This is a genomic window from Nostoc sp., from assembly GCF_036919595.1.
Classification (GTDB): domain Bacteria; phylum Cyanobacteriota; class Cyanobacteriia; order Cyanobacteriales; family Nostocaceae; genus Nostoc.
In genome coordinates, this window is the sequence record NZ_JBALCO010000173.1 from 1 (window position 1) to 18,967 (window position 18,967).

The 18,967-nt window shown below is 41.3% G+C and carries 17 protein-coding genes and 1 pseudogene; 4 read left to right on the forward strand and 14 right to left on the reverse strand.

What is annotated here, in order from left to right; translation table 11 throughout:
- Positions 1-811: 811 nt before the first annotated feature.
- Complete coding sequence (locus V7K21_RS26635; RefSeq protein WP_335178552.1) at positions 812-1,102, forward strand: hypothetical protein; 291 nt, start codon at positions 812-814, stop codon at positions 1,100-1,102.
- A gap of 54 nt (positions 1,103-1,156) precedes the next feature.
- Positions 1,157-2,461 (forward strand): cell division protein FtsZ, encoded by a 1,305-nt coding sequence (ftsZ, locus tag V7K21_RS26640; protein WP_335178554.1) that lies wholly within the window; start codon positions 1,157-1,159, stop codon positions 2,459-2,461.
- A 793-nt stretch (positions 2,462-3,254) separates the two neighbouring features.
- Here ftsZ and gshB read toward each other — a convergent pair.
- From gshB to hflX, 3 genes are all read right to left on the reverse strand, one after another.
- On the reverse strand, positions 3,255-4,229 hold the full coding sequence (gshB, locus tag V7K21_RS26645; RefSeq protein WP_335178556.1) for a glutathione synthase: 975 nt from the start codon (positions 4,227-4,229) through the stop codon (positions 3,255-3,257).
- 351 nt (positions 4,230-4,580) lie between these two features.
- Positions 4,581-4,853 carry a glutaredoxin 3 gene (gene grxC / locus V7K21_RS26650; RefSeq protein WP_335178558.1) on the reverse strand — a complete coding sequence of 91 codons (273 nt, stop codon included), beginning with the start codon at positions 4,851-4,853 and terminating at the stop codon, positions 4,581-4,583.
- 605 nt (positions 4,854-5,458) lie between these two features.
- The gene (gene hflX / locus V7K21_RS26655) at positions 5,459-7,204 is read right to left on the reverse strand and encodes a GTPase HflX (protein WP_335178682.1); all 1,746 of its coding nucleotides are present in this window, start codon (positions 7,202-7,204) and stop codon (positions 5,459-5,461) included.
- A gap of 162 nt (positions 7,205-7,366) precedes the next feature.
- Between hflX and V7K21_RS26660 the strand changes: the two genes are divergently transcribed.
- On the forward strand, positions 7,367-7,996 hold the full coding sequence (locus V7K21_RS26660) for a Uma2 family endonuclease (protein ID WP_335178561.1): 630 nt from the start codon (positions 7,367-7,369) through the stop codon (positions 7,994-7,996).
- Between the two features lie 99 nt (positions 7,997-8,095).
- Here the strand turns inward: V7K21_RS26660 and V7K21_RS26665 are convergent, their stop codons facing one another.
- From V7K21_RS26665 to V7K21_RS26710, 10 genes and pseudogenes are all read right to left on the reverse strand, one after another.
- Positions 8,096-9,166, reverse strand: a complete 1,071-nt coding sequence (locus V7K21_RS26665; protein WP_335178563.1) for a TPR end-of-group domain-containing protein — start codon at positions 9,164-9,166, stop codon at positions 8,096-8,098.
- Positions 9,147-10,508 (reverse strand): annotated as a pseudogene (locus tag V7K21_RS26670) (ATP-binding protein). The gene V7K21_RS26665 and the pseudogene V7K21_RS26670 overlap by 20 nt, the downstream one beginning before the upstream one ends.
- Before the next feature lie 67 nt (positions 10,509-10,575).
- Positions 10,576-10,893 carry a hypothetical protein gene (locus V7K21_RS26675; protein ID WP_335178565.1) on the reverse strand — a complete coding sequence of 106 codons (318 nt, stop codon included), beginning with the start codon at positions 10,891-10,893 and terminating at the stop codon, positions 10,576-10,578.
- Positions 10,886-11,866, reverse strand: coding sequence for a 7,8-didemethyl-8-hydroxy-5-deazariboflavin synthase subunit CofG (gene cofG, locus V7K21_RS26680; RefSeq protein WP_335178567.1), 981 nt, complete (start codon positions 11,864-11,866; stop codon positions 10,886-10,888). The genes V7K21_RS26675 and cofG overlap by 8 nt, the downstream gene beginning before the upstream one ends.
- A 68-nt stretch (positions 11,867-11,934) precedes the next feature.
- Entirely contained in the window at positions 11,935-12,696 is a 762-nt protein-coding gene (gene crtW, locus V7K21_RS26685) for a beta-carotene ketolase CrtW (RefSeq protein ID WP_335178570.1), read from the reverse strand.
- 319 nt (positions 12,697-13,015) lie between these two features.
- Positions 13,016-13,462 (reverse strand): SRPBCC family protein, encoded by a 447-nt coding sequence (locus V7K21_RS26690; RefSeq protein ID WP_335178572.1) that lies wholly within the window; start codon positions 13,460-13,462, stop codon positions 13,016-13,018.
- 19 nt (positions 13,463-13,481) lie between these two features.
- Entirely contained in the window at positions 13,482-13,670 is a 189-nt protein-coding gene (locus tag V7K21_RS26695; RefSeq protein ID WP_190728608.1) for a CPXCG motif-containing cysteine-rich protein, read from the reverse strand.
- A gap of 11 nt (positions 13,671-13,681) precedes the next feature.
- Complete coding sequence (locus V7K21_RS26700; protein ID WP_335178574.1) at positions 13,682-15,328, reverse strand: B12-binding domain-containing radical SAM protein; 1,647 nt, start codon at positions 15,326-15,328, stop codon at positions 13,682-13,684.
- A gap of 119 nt (positions 15,329-15,447) precedes the next feature.
- Positions 15,448-15,702 carry a SemiSWEET transporter gene (locus tag V7K21_RS26705; RefSeq protein ID WP_335178575.1) on the reverse strand — a complete coding sequence of 85 codons (255 nt, stop codon included), beginning with the start codon at positions 15,700-15,702 and terminating at the stop codon, positions 15,448-15,450.
- Positions 15,703-15,814: 112 nt separating this feature from the next.
- On the reverse strand, positions 15,815-16,318 hold the full coding sequence (locus V7K21_RS26710) for a hypothetical protein (protein WP_335178577.1): 504 nt from the start codon (positions 16,316-16,318) through the stop codon (positions 15,815-15,817).
- Positions 16,319-16,594: 276 nt separating this feature from the next.
- Here V7K21_RS26710 and V7K21_RS26715 point away from each other — a divergent pair, with 276 nt between their 5' ends.
- Positions 16,595-18,415, forward strand: a complete 1,821-nt coding sequence (locus V7K21_RS26715; RefSeq protein ID WP_335178579.1) for a tetratricopeptide repeat protein — start codon at positions 16,595-16,597, stop codon at positions 18,413-18,415.
- 303 nt (positions 18,416-18,718) lie between these two features.
- Here V7K21_RS26715 and V7K21_RS26720 read toward each other — a convergent pair whose 3' ends face one another.
- Entirely contained in the window at positions 18,719-18,943 is a 225-nt protein-coding gene (locus tag V7K21_RS26720) for a hypothetical protein (protein ID WP_335178581.1), read from the reverse strand.
- Positions 18,944-18,967 lie beyond the last annotated feature (24 nt).

Consider the following 18,967-nt stretch of genomic DNA (forward strand, 5'->3'; position numbering starts at 1 on the left):
CAGTCATACTCTGCGTATTTTTCTGCGCCAGCGTTTTGGTATTGATGTTCTTACTTTTGAACAGCATCCTGTGGCTTAATTCACATAAGGCGTTTGAACGCTCCTAGTAAATTGAGAAGCTTTATGCTGATAAATATATTTATTATTTTCAGTTTTCCAGCAAACCGCACGAAAATCGGCATTAACTTCTAATTAAAATGAGAAGATCAATCATAAAGTCCCTATTGCGAGTAAAACACTCTCAATTGTGACCCTAACATCTAATGGTGGGGTGCAAGATGTCGGACAATCTAATGATGGTCTATGGCGTGCAAAATGCCTTCTGCCCATACATTCTTTGACTAAACCCAGTGCGGAAAAGAGAAAAATGCTTGCTTGAGTTTTTCATTAAGATTCAGACTCGCTTTTCAGAGGGCACTGATGAGAACGGTTTATGCCGCCATCAAAGTGCAGAGCCAAAAACGCTCTAGCTTTGGTCTGTTGAGGACACTTCTAAAGACAGTTTACCGAAGTTTCATGTAACGGAAAATGCCACCAAAAGTTGCGTAAGCATTGCTTCTGGGCAATCAGTTTAGACTATTTTCTACCGTAATTCTTATTGGGTTACCAAACCTCTAAGAAAATCTTGATTTGTTGACCACACTAGTGGGGGTTCTCTAAGATAGACTCTGGTTCCAACAAAGTGTCCATTAAGACCCCCCAAACAACAAATTAATCAGGTATAGTCTGACAAGTAAATTTTTACTTACTTTAACCTTAAAGATAAGTAAGTATAAGGTAAATTTTGTGTTTAAAGTTGCAATCATTCCTAATGGTGAAACCTATTAACAATATTATTGAGGCACATAAGATGCGTTGTGGCGTGTCTTTACAAGCTATGTCTTCTGTTGAGAAAAATGAAGAGATTAATGTCTGGTTGAAGTTATACAGAACACTTTTAGATAAATGTCAGTATACTTCTTTAGAATTGGCTGTGCGATCGGCTGCCTTAAAAGCTTATCCCATAGCAAATTTTCGCACAGCCAATTCTGTTAGGCTTGGGAGTAGTGAAAACAATAAAGAACAGTGCCATAGTATTGTGGCAGTGTCAAACTATAGTTGACTCTTAAGTGAATAACACCTGAAAAAGTCGTTTATCTACCCTTTCACAAATCCAATGACACTTGATAATAACCAAGGACTTACCTATAAAAGTTCCCAATCTACGGGACAGCCGGGGTTCTCTCTGGCAGTTAACTCGACCAATCCCTTTAATAACTCTGGGGTGAACTTTGGACCAAATCACGAAAATAAGAAGATTTTTGCGGAAAATAGCCGAATTGGCGAGATTGTTCCTGGTCGGGTTGCCAACATCAAAGTAATTGGTGTAGGTGGTGGCGGTGGTAATGCCGTTAACCGCATGATCGAATCTGATGTCTCTGGGGTAGAGTTTTGGTCAATTAATACTGATGCTCAAGCATTAACTTTGGCAGGCGCTCCCAGTAGATTGCAAATTGGACAGAAGCTAACGCGGGGTTTAGGAGCAGGTGGTAATCCTGCGATTGGTCAAAAGGCAGCTGAGGAATCACGAGACGAAATTGCTACAGCTTTAGAGGGAGCAGACCTAGTATTTATCACCGCTGGTATGGGTGGTGGCACTGGGACAGGTGCAGCCCCGATTGTGGCAGAAGTAGCAAAAGAAATGGGCGCTCTTACTGTTGGTGTAGTCACACGTCCATTTGTCTTTGAGGGACGCCGCCGCACCAGCCAAGCAGAACAAGGTATCGAAGGATTAAAAAGTAGAGTAGATACACTGATCATTATCCCTAACAACAAACTACTGGAAGTGATCCCGGAACAAACGCCTGTACAAGAAGCTTTTCGCTATGCAGATGATGTGCTGCGTCAAGGGGTGCAAGGTATTTCTGATATCATCACGATCCCCGGCTTGGTAAACGTTGACTTTGCTGATGTCCGAGCTGTAATGGCAGATGCGGGATCGGCATTGATGGGAATTGGCGTTAGCTCTGGTAAATCTAGAGCCAGAGAAGCTGCGATCGCAGCTATTTCTTCGCCGTTACTAGAATGTTCTATTGAAGGTGCTAGAGGTGTTGTCTTTAATATTACAGGTGGTACTGACCTGACTTTGCATGAAGTGAATGCAGCCGCAGAAGCAATTTATGAAGTAGTTGATCCCAACGCCAATATTATTTTTGGGGCCGTAATTGATGACAGACTCCAAGGTGAGGTAAGAATTACTGTAATTGCTACTGGATTTACAGGTGAAGTGCAAGCTGTACCACAACAAAGCGTGGCTAACGTTCGAGTCGCACCTAATACCTCGAAGCGACCAACAACACAGCAACCCCCAGTTAATCCCCCAACCTCAACTCCAACTCCAACTCCAACTCCAGAACCAAAAGAAAAACCTGGATTGGATATACCTGACTTCTTGAGAAACCGACGTACACCACGAAATTAAAAGATTTTGGATTTGAGATTTTAGATTAAATTAGCAGTCTCAGGTTAGGCTGAGTGCTGTATAAAATCTGCTAGTTCCAGGGTTTTACCAAAAGCAGGGGTAAGCAATTCGTTGCCATCCCCAATTTTGTTAATTGGTAAAGAAACTTGTTAACGCTACTTATAGAATGAACTTGGGCAGGAGTCTGCTGGCTCACATGTCCAGATGTGCTTTTGGAATAAAAAACAGGAAGGCATGTCCTACTACAGATACAACGCTGAACAGCCCGTGTAGACATCGCTACATCTACCCCCGCGATCCATTAAACTCATATTCGGTACAAGTAAATATATTTACTTAAAGAAAGTTGGGTGGGAAACTCGCCTATGCAAGCGTCCGAAGGAAGTCTGTTTCCTGGAGAATAAGGTGAGTTCGATAAACCTCTTCCAGACTTGAACTTTAGTTCAAGTCTGTCACTCTAGGAGTCGGAGAGGGACGGTTTTGCGTAGTAAAACCTCTTTAAGGATGTTTTAAAAGTAGCAAAGTATACTATAAACTCCGCTGCCATTCCCTTCCACAGAGGGAGAGGGTTTGAAATCCCCATTGCTGCACTTGATGCCGCAACTCTTAGAGACACTCTTGCGTTCGCCAACGCTAACATCGGGAAGGGGGGTTAGGTTTGGCAGGTATTGCTGTTACCAACAATACTTTTTAAACATCCTCTTGGAGGTTTTTGATTTAGTTCATTAGGCGAACATCACATCAGCCGTCGAACTCACGTAGAATAAGACACGAAGCAAAAAATAAATGTAAATTATTTTTTGCTTTTTAGTGTCTGTTCAATCCATTGAATAACCTGATGACCAAGGTGAGTACCATCTAGGCGATCAATCTCACGAATTCCGGTAGGACTAGTGACGTTAACTTCAGTTAAATAACCACCAATAACGTCAATACCCACAAAAATTAAGCCATCTTGGCGTAAGCGTTCAGCTACTTGGGTACAAATTTCATCCTCTCTTGGGGTGATTTCGGTCTGAGCCACTGTACCACCAGTTGCCATATTATTGCGAAAATCAGTTCCGCTAGAGAGGCGATTGAGCGCACCAATCGGTTCGCCATTCAGCAGGATAATTCGCTTATCTCCTTCTTTTGCCTCCGGTAAATAGGTCTGCACCATTACTGGTACTCGACCTTGGAGGGTACTGAGTTCGACAATAGAGTTAAAATTGCGATCGCCTGATTGCAAAAATAAAATTCCTTCCCCAGCTTTGTTACCCAGTGGTTTGAGAACCGCAGCTTTCTTTACTTCGACAAATTGCCGGATAAACTGCTTATCAGCACTGACAATCGTTTCTGGAATCGCTTTGGTAAACTGGAGGGCGTACATTTTTTCATTTGCCTCTCGGATGCCACTAGGACTGTTAATCACCAGGGTTTTATTTTGGTCAATGTAATCCAGAATGTAGGTGGCATAGAGGTAGGAATCATTGACTGGTGGATCTGTCCGTATAAATACGGTGTCCATTGTCTCTAAAGAAGTAAAGAAGGAATCGCTCAACTTATACCAAGGATTTGCCGCTATCCAGCGTCCCTCTAGCAACTGCACTGGTATAACTTCAACTCGCTGTATTATAGCCCAAGCTTTGCTATCCACCACACTCAGCAGGTTTCCCTGAGTTACCCAGACTTCGTGTCCCAAGATTTGCGCTGCTTCAATCAGGGCAACACTGGTATCATGACACGGGTCAAGCTGATGGATGGGATCAATGATAAAAGCCAGTTTCACCCTTTATACCTCAATCACCAAGAAATTAAATGGTTATTCAATTATTATCTCTTGATGCTCTCACCAATTGACGTACATGTGTACTGCTGAGTAGAAGCTAGTACAACACGGCGTAGATAGAGCAACCATTTAAAAACCCTAAAAAGCCCATTCCGTAGTACTTTTGACTTTTGACTTTTGAATGCATGACTTCCGCCTTGCGGTACTAGAGGGTAAAGTCTTGTGGACAGATGTGACTTTTATGATAGAAAAGTCTGTAAACAAGGCAGCGTTCCTCTTCCTTCTAGAGTTGTTGCGCCTGCCGTGTAATTTGCAGCGGCTTGTCGCTAGCGATCGCAATATCTTCTGAATCTACACGCTATTGCTAGAAGTTAGTAGCTCATCCAGCTTGCCTTGACTGTCTAAAGCGTGGATATCATCACAACCACCGATATGGTGATCATTGATGAAAATTTGCGGTAAAGAACGGCGTCCATTTGCTCTTTGAGCCATTTTATTTCTGGCTACCTCATCTCCGTCAATGCTGTATTCGATAAATTCAACCCCCTTGTTGTTCAGCAAACTTTTGGCACGGATGCAAAAAGGGCAAGTCCTCCAAGTGTAAATTTCTACGTTTGCAGCCATAATGTCCTCAACTTGATTTAATACTTCTTAATTTTAGAACTTTGCCACTTGCTGTAGCGGCTCTATCTCGTTTTGACTTTATCCTCAGAAGTGGCTAACTAAATTTGCCAGATTAAGTTACTAGTACAGATGAGTCCCTTCAACACATGCTACGCCAAGCTTGCTTCTTTGCAGGAGTACGCAAAGTTCAAAATCAAAATTGCTAAAAAGCTAGCTTGTTTTATAGGCTTCTTAGCGATTGTATAGCAAGCTTTAAGAGCTTGTCATTACCAACATTAAATAAATTTTGGGCTTCGTTGTCATCCCGCTTGGGAATAAATTTCGAGGCTAATAGCTTGTATTCTTCTCAAGAGGACTAAATACAAGTTTTTAAGCCATGTAGATGCCTATGCTGTTAAAAGGGAAAATTTTGCACATAGAAGGAATTTATAAAGGTATACAGTTTTGATCACAATCGCTCAAACTATTACGGCAAAAGCTTTTTCAGTATATTTAGTTTATTTGAACTTAGGGGAGTAGAAATATTCTTTATCTTTAATAGCAAATGCCGTAGTCAATAAAACTACGGCATTTTTAACTGAAATACAAAACTTTAATTTCAGTATTTACCCACAGTCAACGGCATATTCAATTAGCTGGGCAAGGCGGTGACGTAGGGTTTCTAATCCCAAGCGCTGACTCGCGGAAATAAATACTGCTAAGGGAAATTCTTCCCTAGCTAGAGCCAGTGTCTCACTATCGGCTTCATCAATCTTGTTAAAAACAACCAGCGCCGGGCCAGGAGTTATTGGCATTTGTGCCAGGATTTCCCTAACTGAGCGAATATGACGCAACCAAGCCGGGTGAGACAAATCCACCAAATGTAGTAGAGCATCGGCTTCTGTGACTTCCTCCAAGGTGGCGCGGAAGGCATCCACTAACGATGCAGGTAGTTCGTGTATAAACCCTACCGTATCTGTAATCAGAATTTCCTGATGTTCATCTGTTTCGCCATGAGGAATTACTAAGCGGCGCGTCGTGGGATCGAGAGTGGCAAATAGCTGGTCGGCTGTATAAACTTCTGCATTCGTGAGAGCATTCAGCAAAGTGGACTTACCAGCGTTGGTATATCCAACCAAAGCCACCGAAGGAACTTCTTGATGCTGCCGTCGCTGCCGTAACCGCGAACGATGGGCTTGCAACTGATCCACTTCTTTTTGCAGTCGAGAAATACGCTGCCCAATGGCACGGCGTTCAGTTTCCAGTTTGGTTTCACCAGGGCCACGAGTCCCAATACCACCACCTAATCGGGACATGGTACGACCTCTACCAGCCAGTCGCGGTTGCATGTATTCTAACTGTGCTAGTTCTACTTGCAATTTACCCGCACGAGATTGAGCGCGTTGGGCAAAGATATCCAAAATTACTTCGGTACGGTCAACCACCCGGATACCAATTTGCATTTCTAAGTTGCGGACTTGGGAGGGTGAAAGGTCGCGATCAAAGACGACAAGATTGACTCCTAGTGTTTGAGCAGTTAGGGCAATTTCTTGCACCTTACCTTCGCCAACAACTGTCTGGGGATGAACGCGCGATCGCTTTTGTTGTATTGTCTGTAATACATCTCCCCCAGCAGTATCAACTAAACGCCCCAATTCCAGTAGGGTGTCTTGGAATTGTAGGGGAGTCATCTCACTGGTCATCAGCCCCACAATCAGCACGCGATCGTGGTCAGCATCTACTTCCTGGGCGACAAATTCCCGCTGGAATTCCGCTTCCAGATTTTCTACCAAGTCTACTAAATCCTGGTCTGCCAGATCGTCCAAGTCCAGAGGTGGCGATATATTCCAACTTGGAGATTGGATTTGGCTTTCCCCTACCTTGGGAGCAGCAGGACTAGTAATCAAGGTGCGAGACTCTTGGGGTGTCAGATGAGCTAAATAAGCTTCTTTGACGTACCCAGTCGAACCGCCTCCCCGCCGTGTAAATCCGGTTCCGGTAATGTTTAGTACAACTAGGGCATCTAAGCGTTGCAATGCCATAGCCGTGAGCGCCGCCTCATTTGGCGGTTCTGGCTTCAGATGTGTGGCAATACAACGAATACCGCTGAGTCGTTCTGCACCATAACGGGGCAATTCCAGCGGTGGTATTTGCGTTTGACGCGGTGTGCCTACGCCGACGCGAATCACTTGTCCGCGACGGTTGATATAGGCGCACACAGGCTGATTGACTTCTGTGCTAATTGCTGCCAGACGCTGGGAAAACTCAGGCGTGGTGATGCGATCGCCTGGTATGCGCTGGTGATACAGCCGCTGTAGTTGCTTCAGCTGGCTGGACTTCAGACCTTGGAGATTTCCAAAAATAGTTTCTATAGGCGTTTTTGACCAGTTAAATGGCCCCCCGAATCCTTATAGGTCTATTTTACAACAGGGTTTCGGCTCCTATCTCTCTCCTTTGAGGGATGCATTGGGAATTAGTTCGCTGAAGATATGGATTTGAGGCTATTTTGGTGGTAGTAATCCACAAATCGAGAAATGGTAACAGCACGCGCTTCTTCAGAACAAAGGGCTGTATTGAGAAATATCAGCTGGCAGACTTTTGAAACTATGTTAGCTGAGATTGGAGAAGATAGAGCCTCTCGAATCGCCTATGACCAAGGAACGCTGGAAATTATGACCCCACTGATGCCGCATGAACATTGGAATTGCTTGTTGAAACTGCTCATTTTCGTTTTGGGTGAAGAGTTGAATTTAGAAATTTTTCCTACAGGTTCAACGACTTTAAAGCGGGAAGATTTACGGCGTGGTGCGGAACCAGATAGCAGTTACTATATTCGCAATGAAGCGTTGGTGAGGAACAAATCAGAAATTGATTTGAACCGTGACCCAGCACCGGATTTAGTAGTAGAAATAGATTTAACGAGTTCTTCGCTGAATAAATTCGATATTTATGCGTCTTTAGGTATTATGGAAATTTGGCGTTATGACGAAGGTGTGCTATATATTTACCAACTACAACAAGGGCAATATGTAGAATGTAATAATTCGCCAAGTTTTGCACAATTGCCTTTAATTGAAATCGGTCGATTTTTAGAAGAAAGTCAAAGAATGGGCGTGATGAAAATGACGCGGAATTTTCGAGAATGGGTGAAGGAACAATTTTAAGGATTTAGTACTGTATCGGCATCGCTTTTAATTTCAGTTAGTATTTTCAGTGGAAGTCTGAAGCCGATCGCTAAATTAATCGTTACATTATTTTAGTTTTTATAGTGGTAATTGAATCAAGGCTTGAAAACGTTCATCTTCGCGGATACTATCAAAAGATGAGTCGGTTTTTGCCCATTCACGGCATTCATCAGGACTTAGATTAATTGCTTGTTGTAGATTTTCCAGCGCCTGCTCAATATTACCTTTAAGCGCATAATAGCAAGCTTTGTTGTAGAAAGGGCTTGGATAATCTGGTTTAATTTTCAGTGCTTGGTCGTAGGATGCGATCGCTTCTTCAGTGCGTCCTAAATTAGATAGCGCATTGCCGCGATTGTACCAAGCTTCGTGTAAATCTGGTTGAAATTTCAGTGCTTGGTCGTAGGATGTGATCGCTTCTTTGTAATCTTGTCCAGCAAGCTGCAAATCTCCCAGTTTAATTAGTAATTCTGCTTGGCTACTAGTTCTTTGATAATCTGCTGCAATTAATTCTTGAATTGCTAGTATTTCTTGAGTTCTTTCTTCTGGTGTTAGCGTGAGATATTTTTCATAGTCTCCATCCTGGAGTATACGTGATGATTCCTGCTTGAGAGTTTCTGCATCTATAGGAAAGTCAAACAACCCCGAACGCCAGTCAAAGAAGTCTGGAGCGCGTTGAATAAAATATTTAATAGCAAATAGAGGTAGGAAGAAAACAAAACAAATATTAAAGCTATCTCTAAAACGTTCTCGCTGTTGATTCAGGTTAATTAAAACAGGCGGTACACTCTTCCAACTATATGAATAAATATCTCTACTATTCCAGCCCGCCAATGCTTTAGACTCTTCATATTCATAAAATGAATGCTCTAAACCTGTAATAAACAAAATATCTATCTGTTTTTTGTTATCTAATTTGTCTATGATTTCATATAAATTAGTAACAGCTTGCTTTAATCGCAAAACCTCAATTTTTTTATTAGTAATTTCTTCTTTAACTTTGCCAATTAACTGCTCACCCTCAGCCGGAGAACAACGAGCAAATAACAAGCCAAAGCCTTCTGTAAAGTTAAGAGTACGGACTAAGGCTTGATATTCTTCATTTGGTTCTGTTGGTAAATCTTTATCCCAATCAGTCAGTTCCAGTTTCATCAAGCTGTGTCTCACTAAGGTTCAAATTATCAAAAGCACCCTGAAATTCTTTAATTCCTTTAATTAAAGGATGAATATCATACCAACATTGAATTTGTTCTTCCTTATCACGGTAGCGATATTCCAAAATACAGCGATTGAATAATAAGTTACGGTGTTGTTCATCATTTACTATTTGTTTAGAATGATAAACTTTGGCTAGTGCTTGCCATTCATCTTCATAAACTGTATTGCGGTAGGTAATTCTAGTTTCGCTAATTGACCTTTGTAAAGCTCTATTCGTAATCGGTAGATTATTAGTATATTTAATTGCTTCCTTCATTAATAATAGCAAATTCCGCACATGACCTCCACTCATTAAGCAGAGTTGCTGTAAAGCTTCTGGCTGCTCAAACATATTTCTGATAGAAAGGTTAGGGTCAATCTGACTCACCCGCTTTTGCAACAATTCCTGGACTTTATTAATTCCTCGTTGATAACTTTTATTTTCAGGAGTTTGCACCATAATCATTGGTAAAACTTGAGCATCACTACCATAGATATCTCGTAAATCTGTAGCGCGGTTAGAGAACACTAATGAAATCGGTACTGTATAAATTAGATGGCAATTTAAAGCTTTGAGTTGTTCGCTCCGGTCTCAAAAAATATGTTCGTGATTGCTGCGTCCATCTTCCTGGAGTATGGGTACAATCCGATCTAGATTATCAGCGATGACTACCAATTGAGAATATTCCGAAGGTAAGCGTTTTTTTGCATCTTCAATAAATTGATTCAAAGCCAAAATCAAAGTTTGGGTGTGCGGGTTAACTCGTTCGCGGATTTTGTGGCGGAGACTGGGTTCGGTTCTCATTTTGGCTGTGATTTTGGCAAAAAGAGGAATTTCCTTCTCTACCTCCAGACCTTCTAAAGATACGTCAGGTAGCAAATCTTTTAAATCATGCAAGCGGTTTCTCAACCATGACACCAAAGGTTCAGGATTAGCGTTATCTTTTAATGCTTCTAATAAACGTCGTGTACAAGCAAGGAGAATATCTGTATATTGGGCATCTTCTGGCTCAATATCTTGTTCATCGGCGGCAAAATAGACAACAAAACAACCTTGCTCGTTTAAATATTTCAGAAGACGCAGCAATTCTGTTGATTTGCCTGCACCACGATGACCAGCATAAAGTTGACAAGTATTTCTGTCTGACAACAAAATCTCTCTACCCACCTCTACCAAAATGTCGCCATCTCCTCGCACCTCCTGACAATCGACATAAACCGGATCTCCTGCGGGCAAAGGTCGAAATGGGTCAAAAGCGTTGTATATCTTTTTTAAAGTTGCAAAATCCTGAGCCATAGGTAGAATTTACTAGTTTAGTGCGATAATAACGCAAGTTTACATGGGGATTGAGTAATCAGCAGCCCTAAAATTCATTAATGAAGCTCAAAGACTCATTCACGAGTATCAAAGACTCATTAATGAAGCTCAAAGACTCATTCACGAGTATCAAAGACTCATTAATGAGTAAAAAAGACTCATTAATGAAGCTCAAAGAGTCATTCACGAGTATCAAAGACTCATTAATGAAGCTCGAAGACTCATTAATGAGTAAAAAAGACTCGGCGACGAGTATCAAAGACTCATTCACGAGTAAAAAAGACTCGTTGGCAAGTATCAAAGACTCATTAACAAAGACACTAACAGGGAAGGAAAAAATCTTTACTTGTTTGTCATTACACAAGAAAAGCCGGAGTTAAAGTTTTTCGCCACCGATTTACCAATTTTTGCAATTCCCCCGACAACCAGCCATCAAACTGGGGATATACTGGTAAACGCGGCACCAATTCCCACCCCGCAGGCTGTAAAATTTCTCTCAATGCCTGTTCCTGAACATGAGGATAATCGGGATTCACCTCATCTTTTGGCCCAATTCCACCTAAATCTCGCGCACCAGCTTCGATACAAGCAAGTAACCATCGGTCATCTTTAACTAAATTCGGCGGAATTTGAATCGTAATATCTGGCGGTAAAATCTGACGCGCCCTGAAAATGACTTCTGGTAACTGATGGGGGTCAAAAGGTGGTGCATCAAAGGTTTGTTGATATCCTGGACTATGGGGTTGCAGGATGACTTCTTGAATGTGGTGATAACGTTGATGCAGTTGAGATATAGCTGTTAATGTTTCCCACCAATCATCTACAGCTTCTCCAATTCCCAACAGTAACCCAGTTGTAAAGGGAATCTGCAACTCTCCCGCCCATTGCAATTGCTGTAAACGAACTTCTGGTAATTTACTCGGTGCGTGCCGATGTACACTATTTAACAATGTTGGTGTTAACTGTTCCAACATCAGCCCCATCGAAACATTCACACGCTTGAGCTTTTGCATTTCTTCAAAACTCAGTGGCCCCGCATTCGTGTGTGGTAAAAACCCCATTGAAAGCGCTAATTCACACAAATCATAAATCCGCCCAAACCACGCCTGACGTCTCGGCGAATGGGGATGCACTTCACCGCTGAGTATGAGGATTTCACAGACTTTTTCGCTTTGAAGTGGTTTTAAAATACTTTCTGCATCTGAAAGACTCATCCAGGGACTTTTACCCGGTTCACTGCGAAAGTTACAGTAACTACAGCGATTGAAGCACTCGTAAGTGGGAACAATTGTATAAGCAGGGCTATAGGTGACAAAACGAGAATTATTAATTGGCATAAGCAGGATAATCTAACTATATAGATTACCATGTGACTCTTGTTGCCATAATATTAGATAAACGATAACTATTTTGTTTTATAAATTTCTGGTAACTGCCACCAAGTAGCATGGGGATACTCGTGATGTTCCTCATGGTAGCCAAAATGATAGCAGGTGATAAATGACCACCAAATTGGACGGCTAATTGTTTGGGCACGATGAGGCTGAATATAACCTCCTATGGGTTCGCTATGAGGTAGAAAAGTACCAAAATAAAATAATTGGAATGAACTTAAAACCGAGGGAATCACCCAAAAGGTTGTTAGATTATCGTGGGGTATATGAAGGATGTAATTAGCAAAGTGATAGATAAGAGTCAGAGCAATTATTTGTCCCCAACTCCAGTAACCCTTCATAAAATAAAAATACCAAGCAAAGAAATTTTTGTATTTACCATTATGAAAATCTGGGTCTATTTGACTTGCTGGATTGTGGTGATGCACCCAATGTTTTTTCAATAATTTTTTATATGGTAAAAGACCATAAAGAGATAGGGTTAATGTCCCAATAAAATGATTAATCTTGGTGTTCTGGGGAAACACTACCCCATGCATAGCATCATGTGATGTAATAAATAATCCCGTATATAGAAATGTTTGCCATAAGATAACAGGCGATAACATCCACAATTTAAAATTGGAGATGTCAATGGAAAGTAATAAACTCAGGCTAATTATCCATAGGCTAACAATGACAATAGCAATGAAAAGTCCCTTAAATTGAGATTTACTTTTCACTACTGGGGTCAGTTGTGTTTGATGACTGGGTACTTGTTCTAATTGAATCACGCTTTTACTTTGCCTAGTATTCAGGTAAAAATTCCTAAAATATAGTCACCACAAAAAATACTAACCAGCAGCCAGAAAACTCTTTTAGCGGTTAGTGTTTCGCATTGGACAGTGCCAATACTTGAAAATGTTTATAAATATTAAGATACTTTAACTAGTATTACACATACAAGCCGATACCAACAAATATTTTTGGTTGAGAAGTTGGAAAATCTAAGTTATTACACTGAAAAAATCAGTATATATAAAAACTAGTATTTATCCTATAGTACTTTCTAAATAGCTAAAGCTGGCGAAAAGGATGCAACACATTTTGCTATCATGATTCGCATTCCCGTTTAGTCACATAGTGGCGATAGCGAAACATTGCTTCTAGTTGCACTTGCACTAACCAACCACTGACAAATTCAACTGTACCTCCGCCAGGCATAGAGAAGGAAATAGCATCAGTTAGCCTAGTTTTGCCATTTTCTGGTTCAAATTCATGTCGATGTACCCAAGATTCAAAAGGACCAGATATCTGTTCGTCGGCAAACAGGTGATATTTTTCACATTCAGTATGACGCGCTAACCAAGTTAAGGGTAATGGGCCGAGAAACAGACGAAATTCGGTGATAGCGCCCACGTTCAGCCCCCCTTCACGACGAACCACTTGAACTGGCTGCCAAGGTGGATTCAGCAGTTGCAAAATATCTGGCCTTTCGTGAAATTTCCAAACTACTTCTGGTAGGGCATTAATTACTGAGGAATGTTTAAAGTGCAGCATGGAAAGAAAAACCTAAAATTCAACTTTCGGATTCGGTATCAATCTCGATATCTAGAGTATCTTCATCAACCCGGACATACAAAATATTTGGGTTACAGCAAACTTGACAATCTTCAATATAAGATTGTTGTCCTCCAGCACTCAAATCAATAAAAGTTAAGTTCGGTTCGCCGCAATAGGCGCAGTAATACTCAGCTGTGTTTTGCATCAAGTTTTCAGCTATGAATTCAATGGCTGTAATTCCTTTGAGGATGGGTTGATATAACTCTTAGCATCAGCCAAATGCTTTAGTAGTGTAGACTGTGGCAGAGGCCCTTGCAAGTGGCTCCAGGGTAATACTTGCTCTGTTGACCACTCGGCGTGGACGTAGAAATCTAAATCGGGGATTTGTCCTTTGAGTTGTTTGAAAGCCCGTTTATAGCTACCTAAGGAGTCACCAAAGTGACGAGTAAGTTGAAGAAGTTGGGACACTCTGCGATCGCCTCTGGATAACAAAGCTTGTATAATCGACCAATTATAGCTTTCTGGGCGAAACTCTATCCCCTGCGGTTTTAGCTGTTTTTGCAAAAACTGCAACCGCTTTTCTGCTTGGCGATTCACCCCAAACCATTGAAACGGTGTGTGGGCTTTGGGTACAAAGGTGCTGCATCCAAATGTTAAGCGCAATCCCGGTGCAGCTTTTTTAATACTACGCATCATCGCCACGGTTTGCTCTAAATCCTCTAGTTCCTCACCAGGAATTCCTGCCATTCCGTAGAGTTTCAAGCTTTTCAATCCGCCAGCTTTGGCATTTATCGCTGCTTGGATAATTTCATCGTTATGCAGCTTTTTGTTGACGATTTGCCGGATTTTCTCAGAACCACTTTCTACTGCAATGGTAAGCGATCGCGTGTCTCGTTTCGTCAAAGTTTCTGCTAACTGCACTGTTACAGTATTGGTTCGCACTGAGGCAATACTGAGACGGACATCATCATACTTTGGCTGACTAATATAATTTAGCAAAGTCTCAAATTCTGGATGCTGAGTTACTGAAGCCCCCAATAATCCTAGCCGATTTGTAACTTCTAAACCTTTTGCGATCGCTGGAATTAATGAACTTTCAAGACTAGCTGTTCTAAAAGGCAGTGTGAGATAACTCGCCAAACAAAAGCGGCACATTTCTGGACAACTTCTCACCACTTCCACCATGTAAATATTTTCCCATGCAGCTTTTTTGGTGACTACAGTCGAAGCCGATAGAGTATTTCCCCGATAAGTCTGCTTTTGCACCACTGCGGGAACTTCTGGAGAAATTGGTTTAATTGACTTTATTGCACCATCTATTGCGTGATATTCCACTTGATATAAACTGGGAATATAAATTCCTGGGACTTGTGCAAGTCTTTTTAGTTTAGTTTGTCTAGAAGCATTTCTTACTTCTTTGTAAGCCTCAATGAAATTTCCCAGTAGGTTTTCGCCATCCCCCAATAAAATTACATCAAAAAAATCTGCATAAGGTTCGGGATTCGCTGTGAGAACGGGCCCACCACCAAAAATTATCGGATGATAATCATCACGAGAAGTTGCCAAAATGGGAATTTCTAAAGATTCCAGCAAATTTAAAATATTCACATAATCCAGTTCCCAGGAAATAGAAAATCCCACAATTTCCGGTGTTCTGGGGAGTTGTTCGTGAGTATCTGTAAACAGGCGACTCACCTGCACATCATCACGCATTGCCAAAGTTGCCCAAACTACCTGATAGCCGAGGCTAGTGATACCTACGCTGTACTCATTGGGAAAGGCAAAAATGATGGCGATAGCGTCGGTGTCTGGGGTGGCGGGAGTGAAAAGGAGGCGTTCAGAGTCAAATACAGATAATGTCACAGGTGTTTCTTAGGGGTGTTTGAATAATGCAGTCTCATAGAATTCGCGGCTACATAGGCAAAACCCACGTAGGCTGACGAGAGTTTGTGTAGCCGCGATTTATAGCCGCTAGGGCTTCTTTATCTATATTTAATTTTAAGCCATAGAATTATCAAGTTAAAAAACAATGTCACGCTATTAGCAAGAATAATTGGCAGGGCTTGTAGATAAATTCCGTAGATTAACCACAAAAAAACACCAATTATGAATGTGATCAGTGTAACCATAGAAACATCTTTTGCTGATTTTGTTTGCCATGTTTTAAACATCTGTGGCAAAAAAGAGATTGTGGTTATTGTGGCAGCCGCTAATCCTAAAATTGTCAGAAAATCCATGCGATGCAACCAGATCAATTCATTTGTATTGTAACGTCAGAATAGCACTTACATTAGATAAAATTTTTCCGAGTTTACCTTTCGCTTTTCTGATATTGTTTTAATTTTTGATTTATCTCTTGTTAGATGAACCTTGGTATTTAGGAGCTTGGTACTTTGCCTTCAGAGCAAAAAAATGCCTCTCCAATTCCACCTTATGAACAAGAGCAACTGTCCCACCAAGCCCATTATTTTTTAGCCATTCAATCTCTGAATTTTTTAGTGGATTTTGTGAGTTAAACTTCCAAATAATTGGATACAGAATAATATAAATATTTTTGAAAGCTCCCAAAAATTTAGGAACTTGATACTGAGATTTGAGAGAGCAAAACTCATTTTCTAGTTTTCTAAGTTCTTCTAACTTATATTGCTGTTGGTAAACGATTTCAACTGTTTCAAAAAGTTCTTGCTCTGTTAACCAAGAGAACTCTAATTCAGTTAGCTCAATTCCTAAGTCAACTTTTCGCGAAATGAGATACAACAAACTCACAGGTGATGAATCGTTATATTTAGTTGCTTGGTACTTGGACTTTAGGCAAGTAAAGTGTTTTAAGCGATTTTGCGCCTCTTTATCCATGTTGCTAGTAGATGCGATCGCACTTAGTTAAATGTATTATATACAACTATAATAACATCAGTAAAGAACGGCGAGTCAGATACCCACCGTTCTTACTTGGGGTGCAAGATGTCAGTTGAAGTCGCCTGAAATTCGTCGCACTGATCTGGGCTAACAGAAGATCAGGAATTAAAATCTTAGCAAGAGGCACAATAGTAGCTGGAACTATTTTCAAAACATATCGTTAAAAATTCCGTTGCCTGAAAGCTAGGGAATGTCGAAACCCCAAAAAATTACATGAATGCTAAAGACTTCTTAAATCAAGGATTAAACCACAGTTCGCAAGGGGATTATCAAGGAGCGATCGCAGCTTACACCCAAGCAATCAAGCTCAACCCTAACTATGCTGAAGCTTACCATAATCGAGGGCTTATTTTAAGTGGTCAACTCAAAGATTATCGCAGTGCGATCGCAGATTTTAATCGCGCAGTAGAAATCAATCCCAATTTTGCCACAGCCTACTATCACCGAGGTAATGCTCGTTACTTTTTAGCCGATTATGAAGGAGCGATCACTGATCATAACCAAGCATTACAAATCGATCCCAATTTAGCCCAACCTTACCACAGTCGGGGTAATGCTTACTTTGCATTAGAAGACTACGACAAAGCGATCGCTGATTATATCCAAACAATAGAAACTAGTACCCAGTTAGCTGATAATATCAATATTGATATTGCCAATGCCTATCATAATCGGGGTGTAGCTCATTTTGAAAAGGGTAATCATCAAGGAGCGATCGCTGATTTTCAGCAAGCTTTACAGTGGCATCCCCATTTTGCCGCAGCTTACAGTAATCGGGGTAATATTCATCATATTTTAGGAAATTATCACGAAGCGATCGCGGATCATGACCGAGCATTACAATTAGATCCCAACTTAGCCGAGGCTTATCATAACCGAGGTAATGCCCATTACGCTTTAGCAGATTATCAAAGTGCGATCGCTTCTTACAACCGCGCCCTAGAAATCAATCCCATGTTTGCCGGAGCATACTATAATCGGGGTCTGGTTCTTGCTCATCTCAAAGAATATCACCGAGCAATTGAGGATTTTAACCAAGCATTAAAGCTAAATCCTGATGATCTGCAAGCTTATTGTGAGCGGGGTCTTGTCCGTAGTACTCTTGAGGATTATGAGGGTGCGATCGCAGATTATGACCAAGCGTTACAAGAAAATCCGACTCTAGCTTTAGTATACGGCTTTCGCGCGAATGCTCGTCGCCGACTGGGAGATTATCAAGGTGCAATTGAAGATAGCAATCGCCTATTACAACTCAATCCTAATTTAGCTGAAGGATATTGCGATCGCGCGGCGGCTCGTCGTTCTCTAGCAGATCATAAAGGAGCAATTAAAGATTACGATCAGGCATTAGAGATTAATGATAACTTAGCCGCAGCTTATTATGGTCGGGGTATTGCCCGTGAAGCCCTGCAAGACTTACAGGGAGCAATTAACGATAACACCCAAGCAATAGAACTTGTGCCTGAATTTTCTCAAGCGTACTGCAATCGAGGAAATGCTCGTCGTCTTTTGGGGGATGAACACGGAGCGATCACAGATTATAATCAAGCATTGCAAATTAATCCTGATTTAATTGAAGCATATTACAACCGAGGTTCAACCCACTATGCTTTAGAAGAATATGAAAGTGCGATCGCAGATTACACCCAAGCTTTGGAAATTAATCCCCAATCTGCTGCATTTTACAGCGATCGCGCTAATGCTCGCTATGCCTTAGAAGATTTTCAAGGGGCAATAGAAGATTACAGTCGAGCGATCGCGAGCGACCCCAGTTTTGCTGAAGACTGGTACAATCGGGGTCGTAGCCGTTCTTTATTAAAAGACTTACAAGGAGCGCTTGCAGATTTAAACCAAGCCTTAAAGCGTCAGCCTAATTGGGCTTCAGCTTACATCCTTCGGGCAGATGTATACCAAAATCTCGGAGACTCTCAAGGAGCAATTGCCGATTTCCAGAAATCCGCTGACTTATATTACCAAGAAGGAAATATCCAGTATTATCAACAAATTATTCAGCTAATTGAACAGCTTCAATGAAGAAATTGGATATTGGGCATTGGGCATTGTCACGCTGAAATAAATGAATTTCCAGATTTTGAATTGATTGTTAAGTTTGATGTAATAATCCGATGTAAATGATGATTGCGTGCGCCACGCCAATTGTACACCACTAGCACCACCACCCACGATCGCAATGCTAATTAGTTCTTAAGGATTTTTACCTACAGCTTCAATTAGTTCATACCAATGTTCCAATAGCTGCGATCTCATATTCTGCTGCACCTGATACAGACACTGTGGCCGGAGTTCTGCCAATATCAATAGACAGTACATCAAAATCTACCGCAAGTCCGTAGCACAAACAACTTTGTTATTTTCCAAGTCTAGGGCAACTACTCTGTTAATATACAACTGTGCTTGAGCAAAGTTCGCTAAAGGTCGCAAATCAATATGGCATTCATCGTAGCTGTTAAATCCAGCAATGTGTCCTGGTAGCATTCCAGAGTCGGCTGTCTTTTTATTTGCAGTAATCAACGTCAAACTTACTTTGGGTAACGTCTTCATTCCAAACATTCTCAGGACAATTGA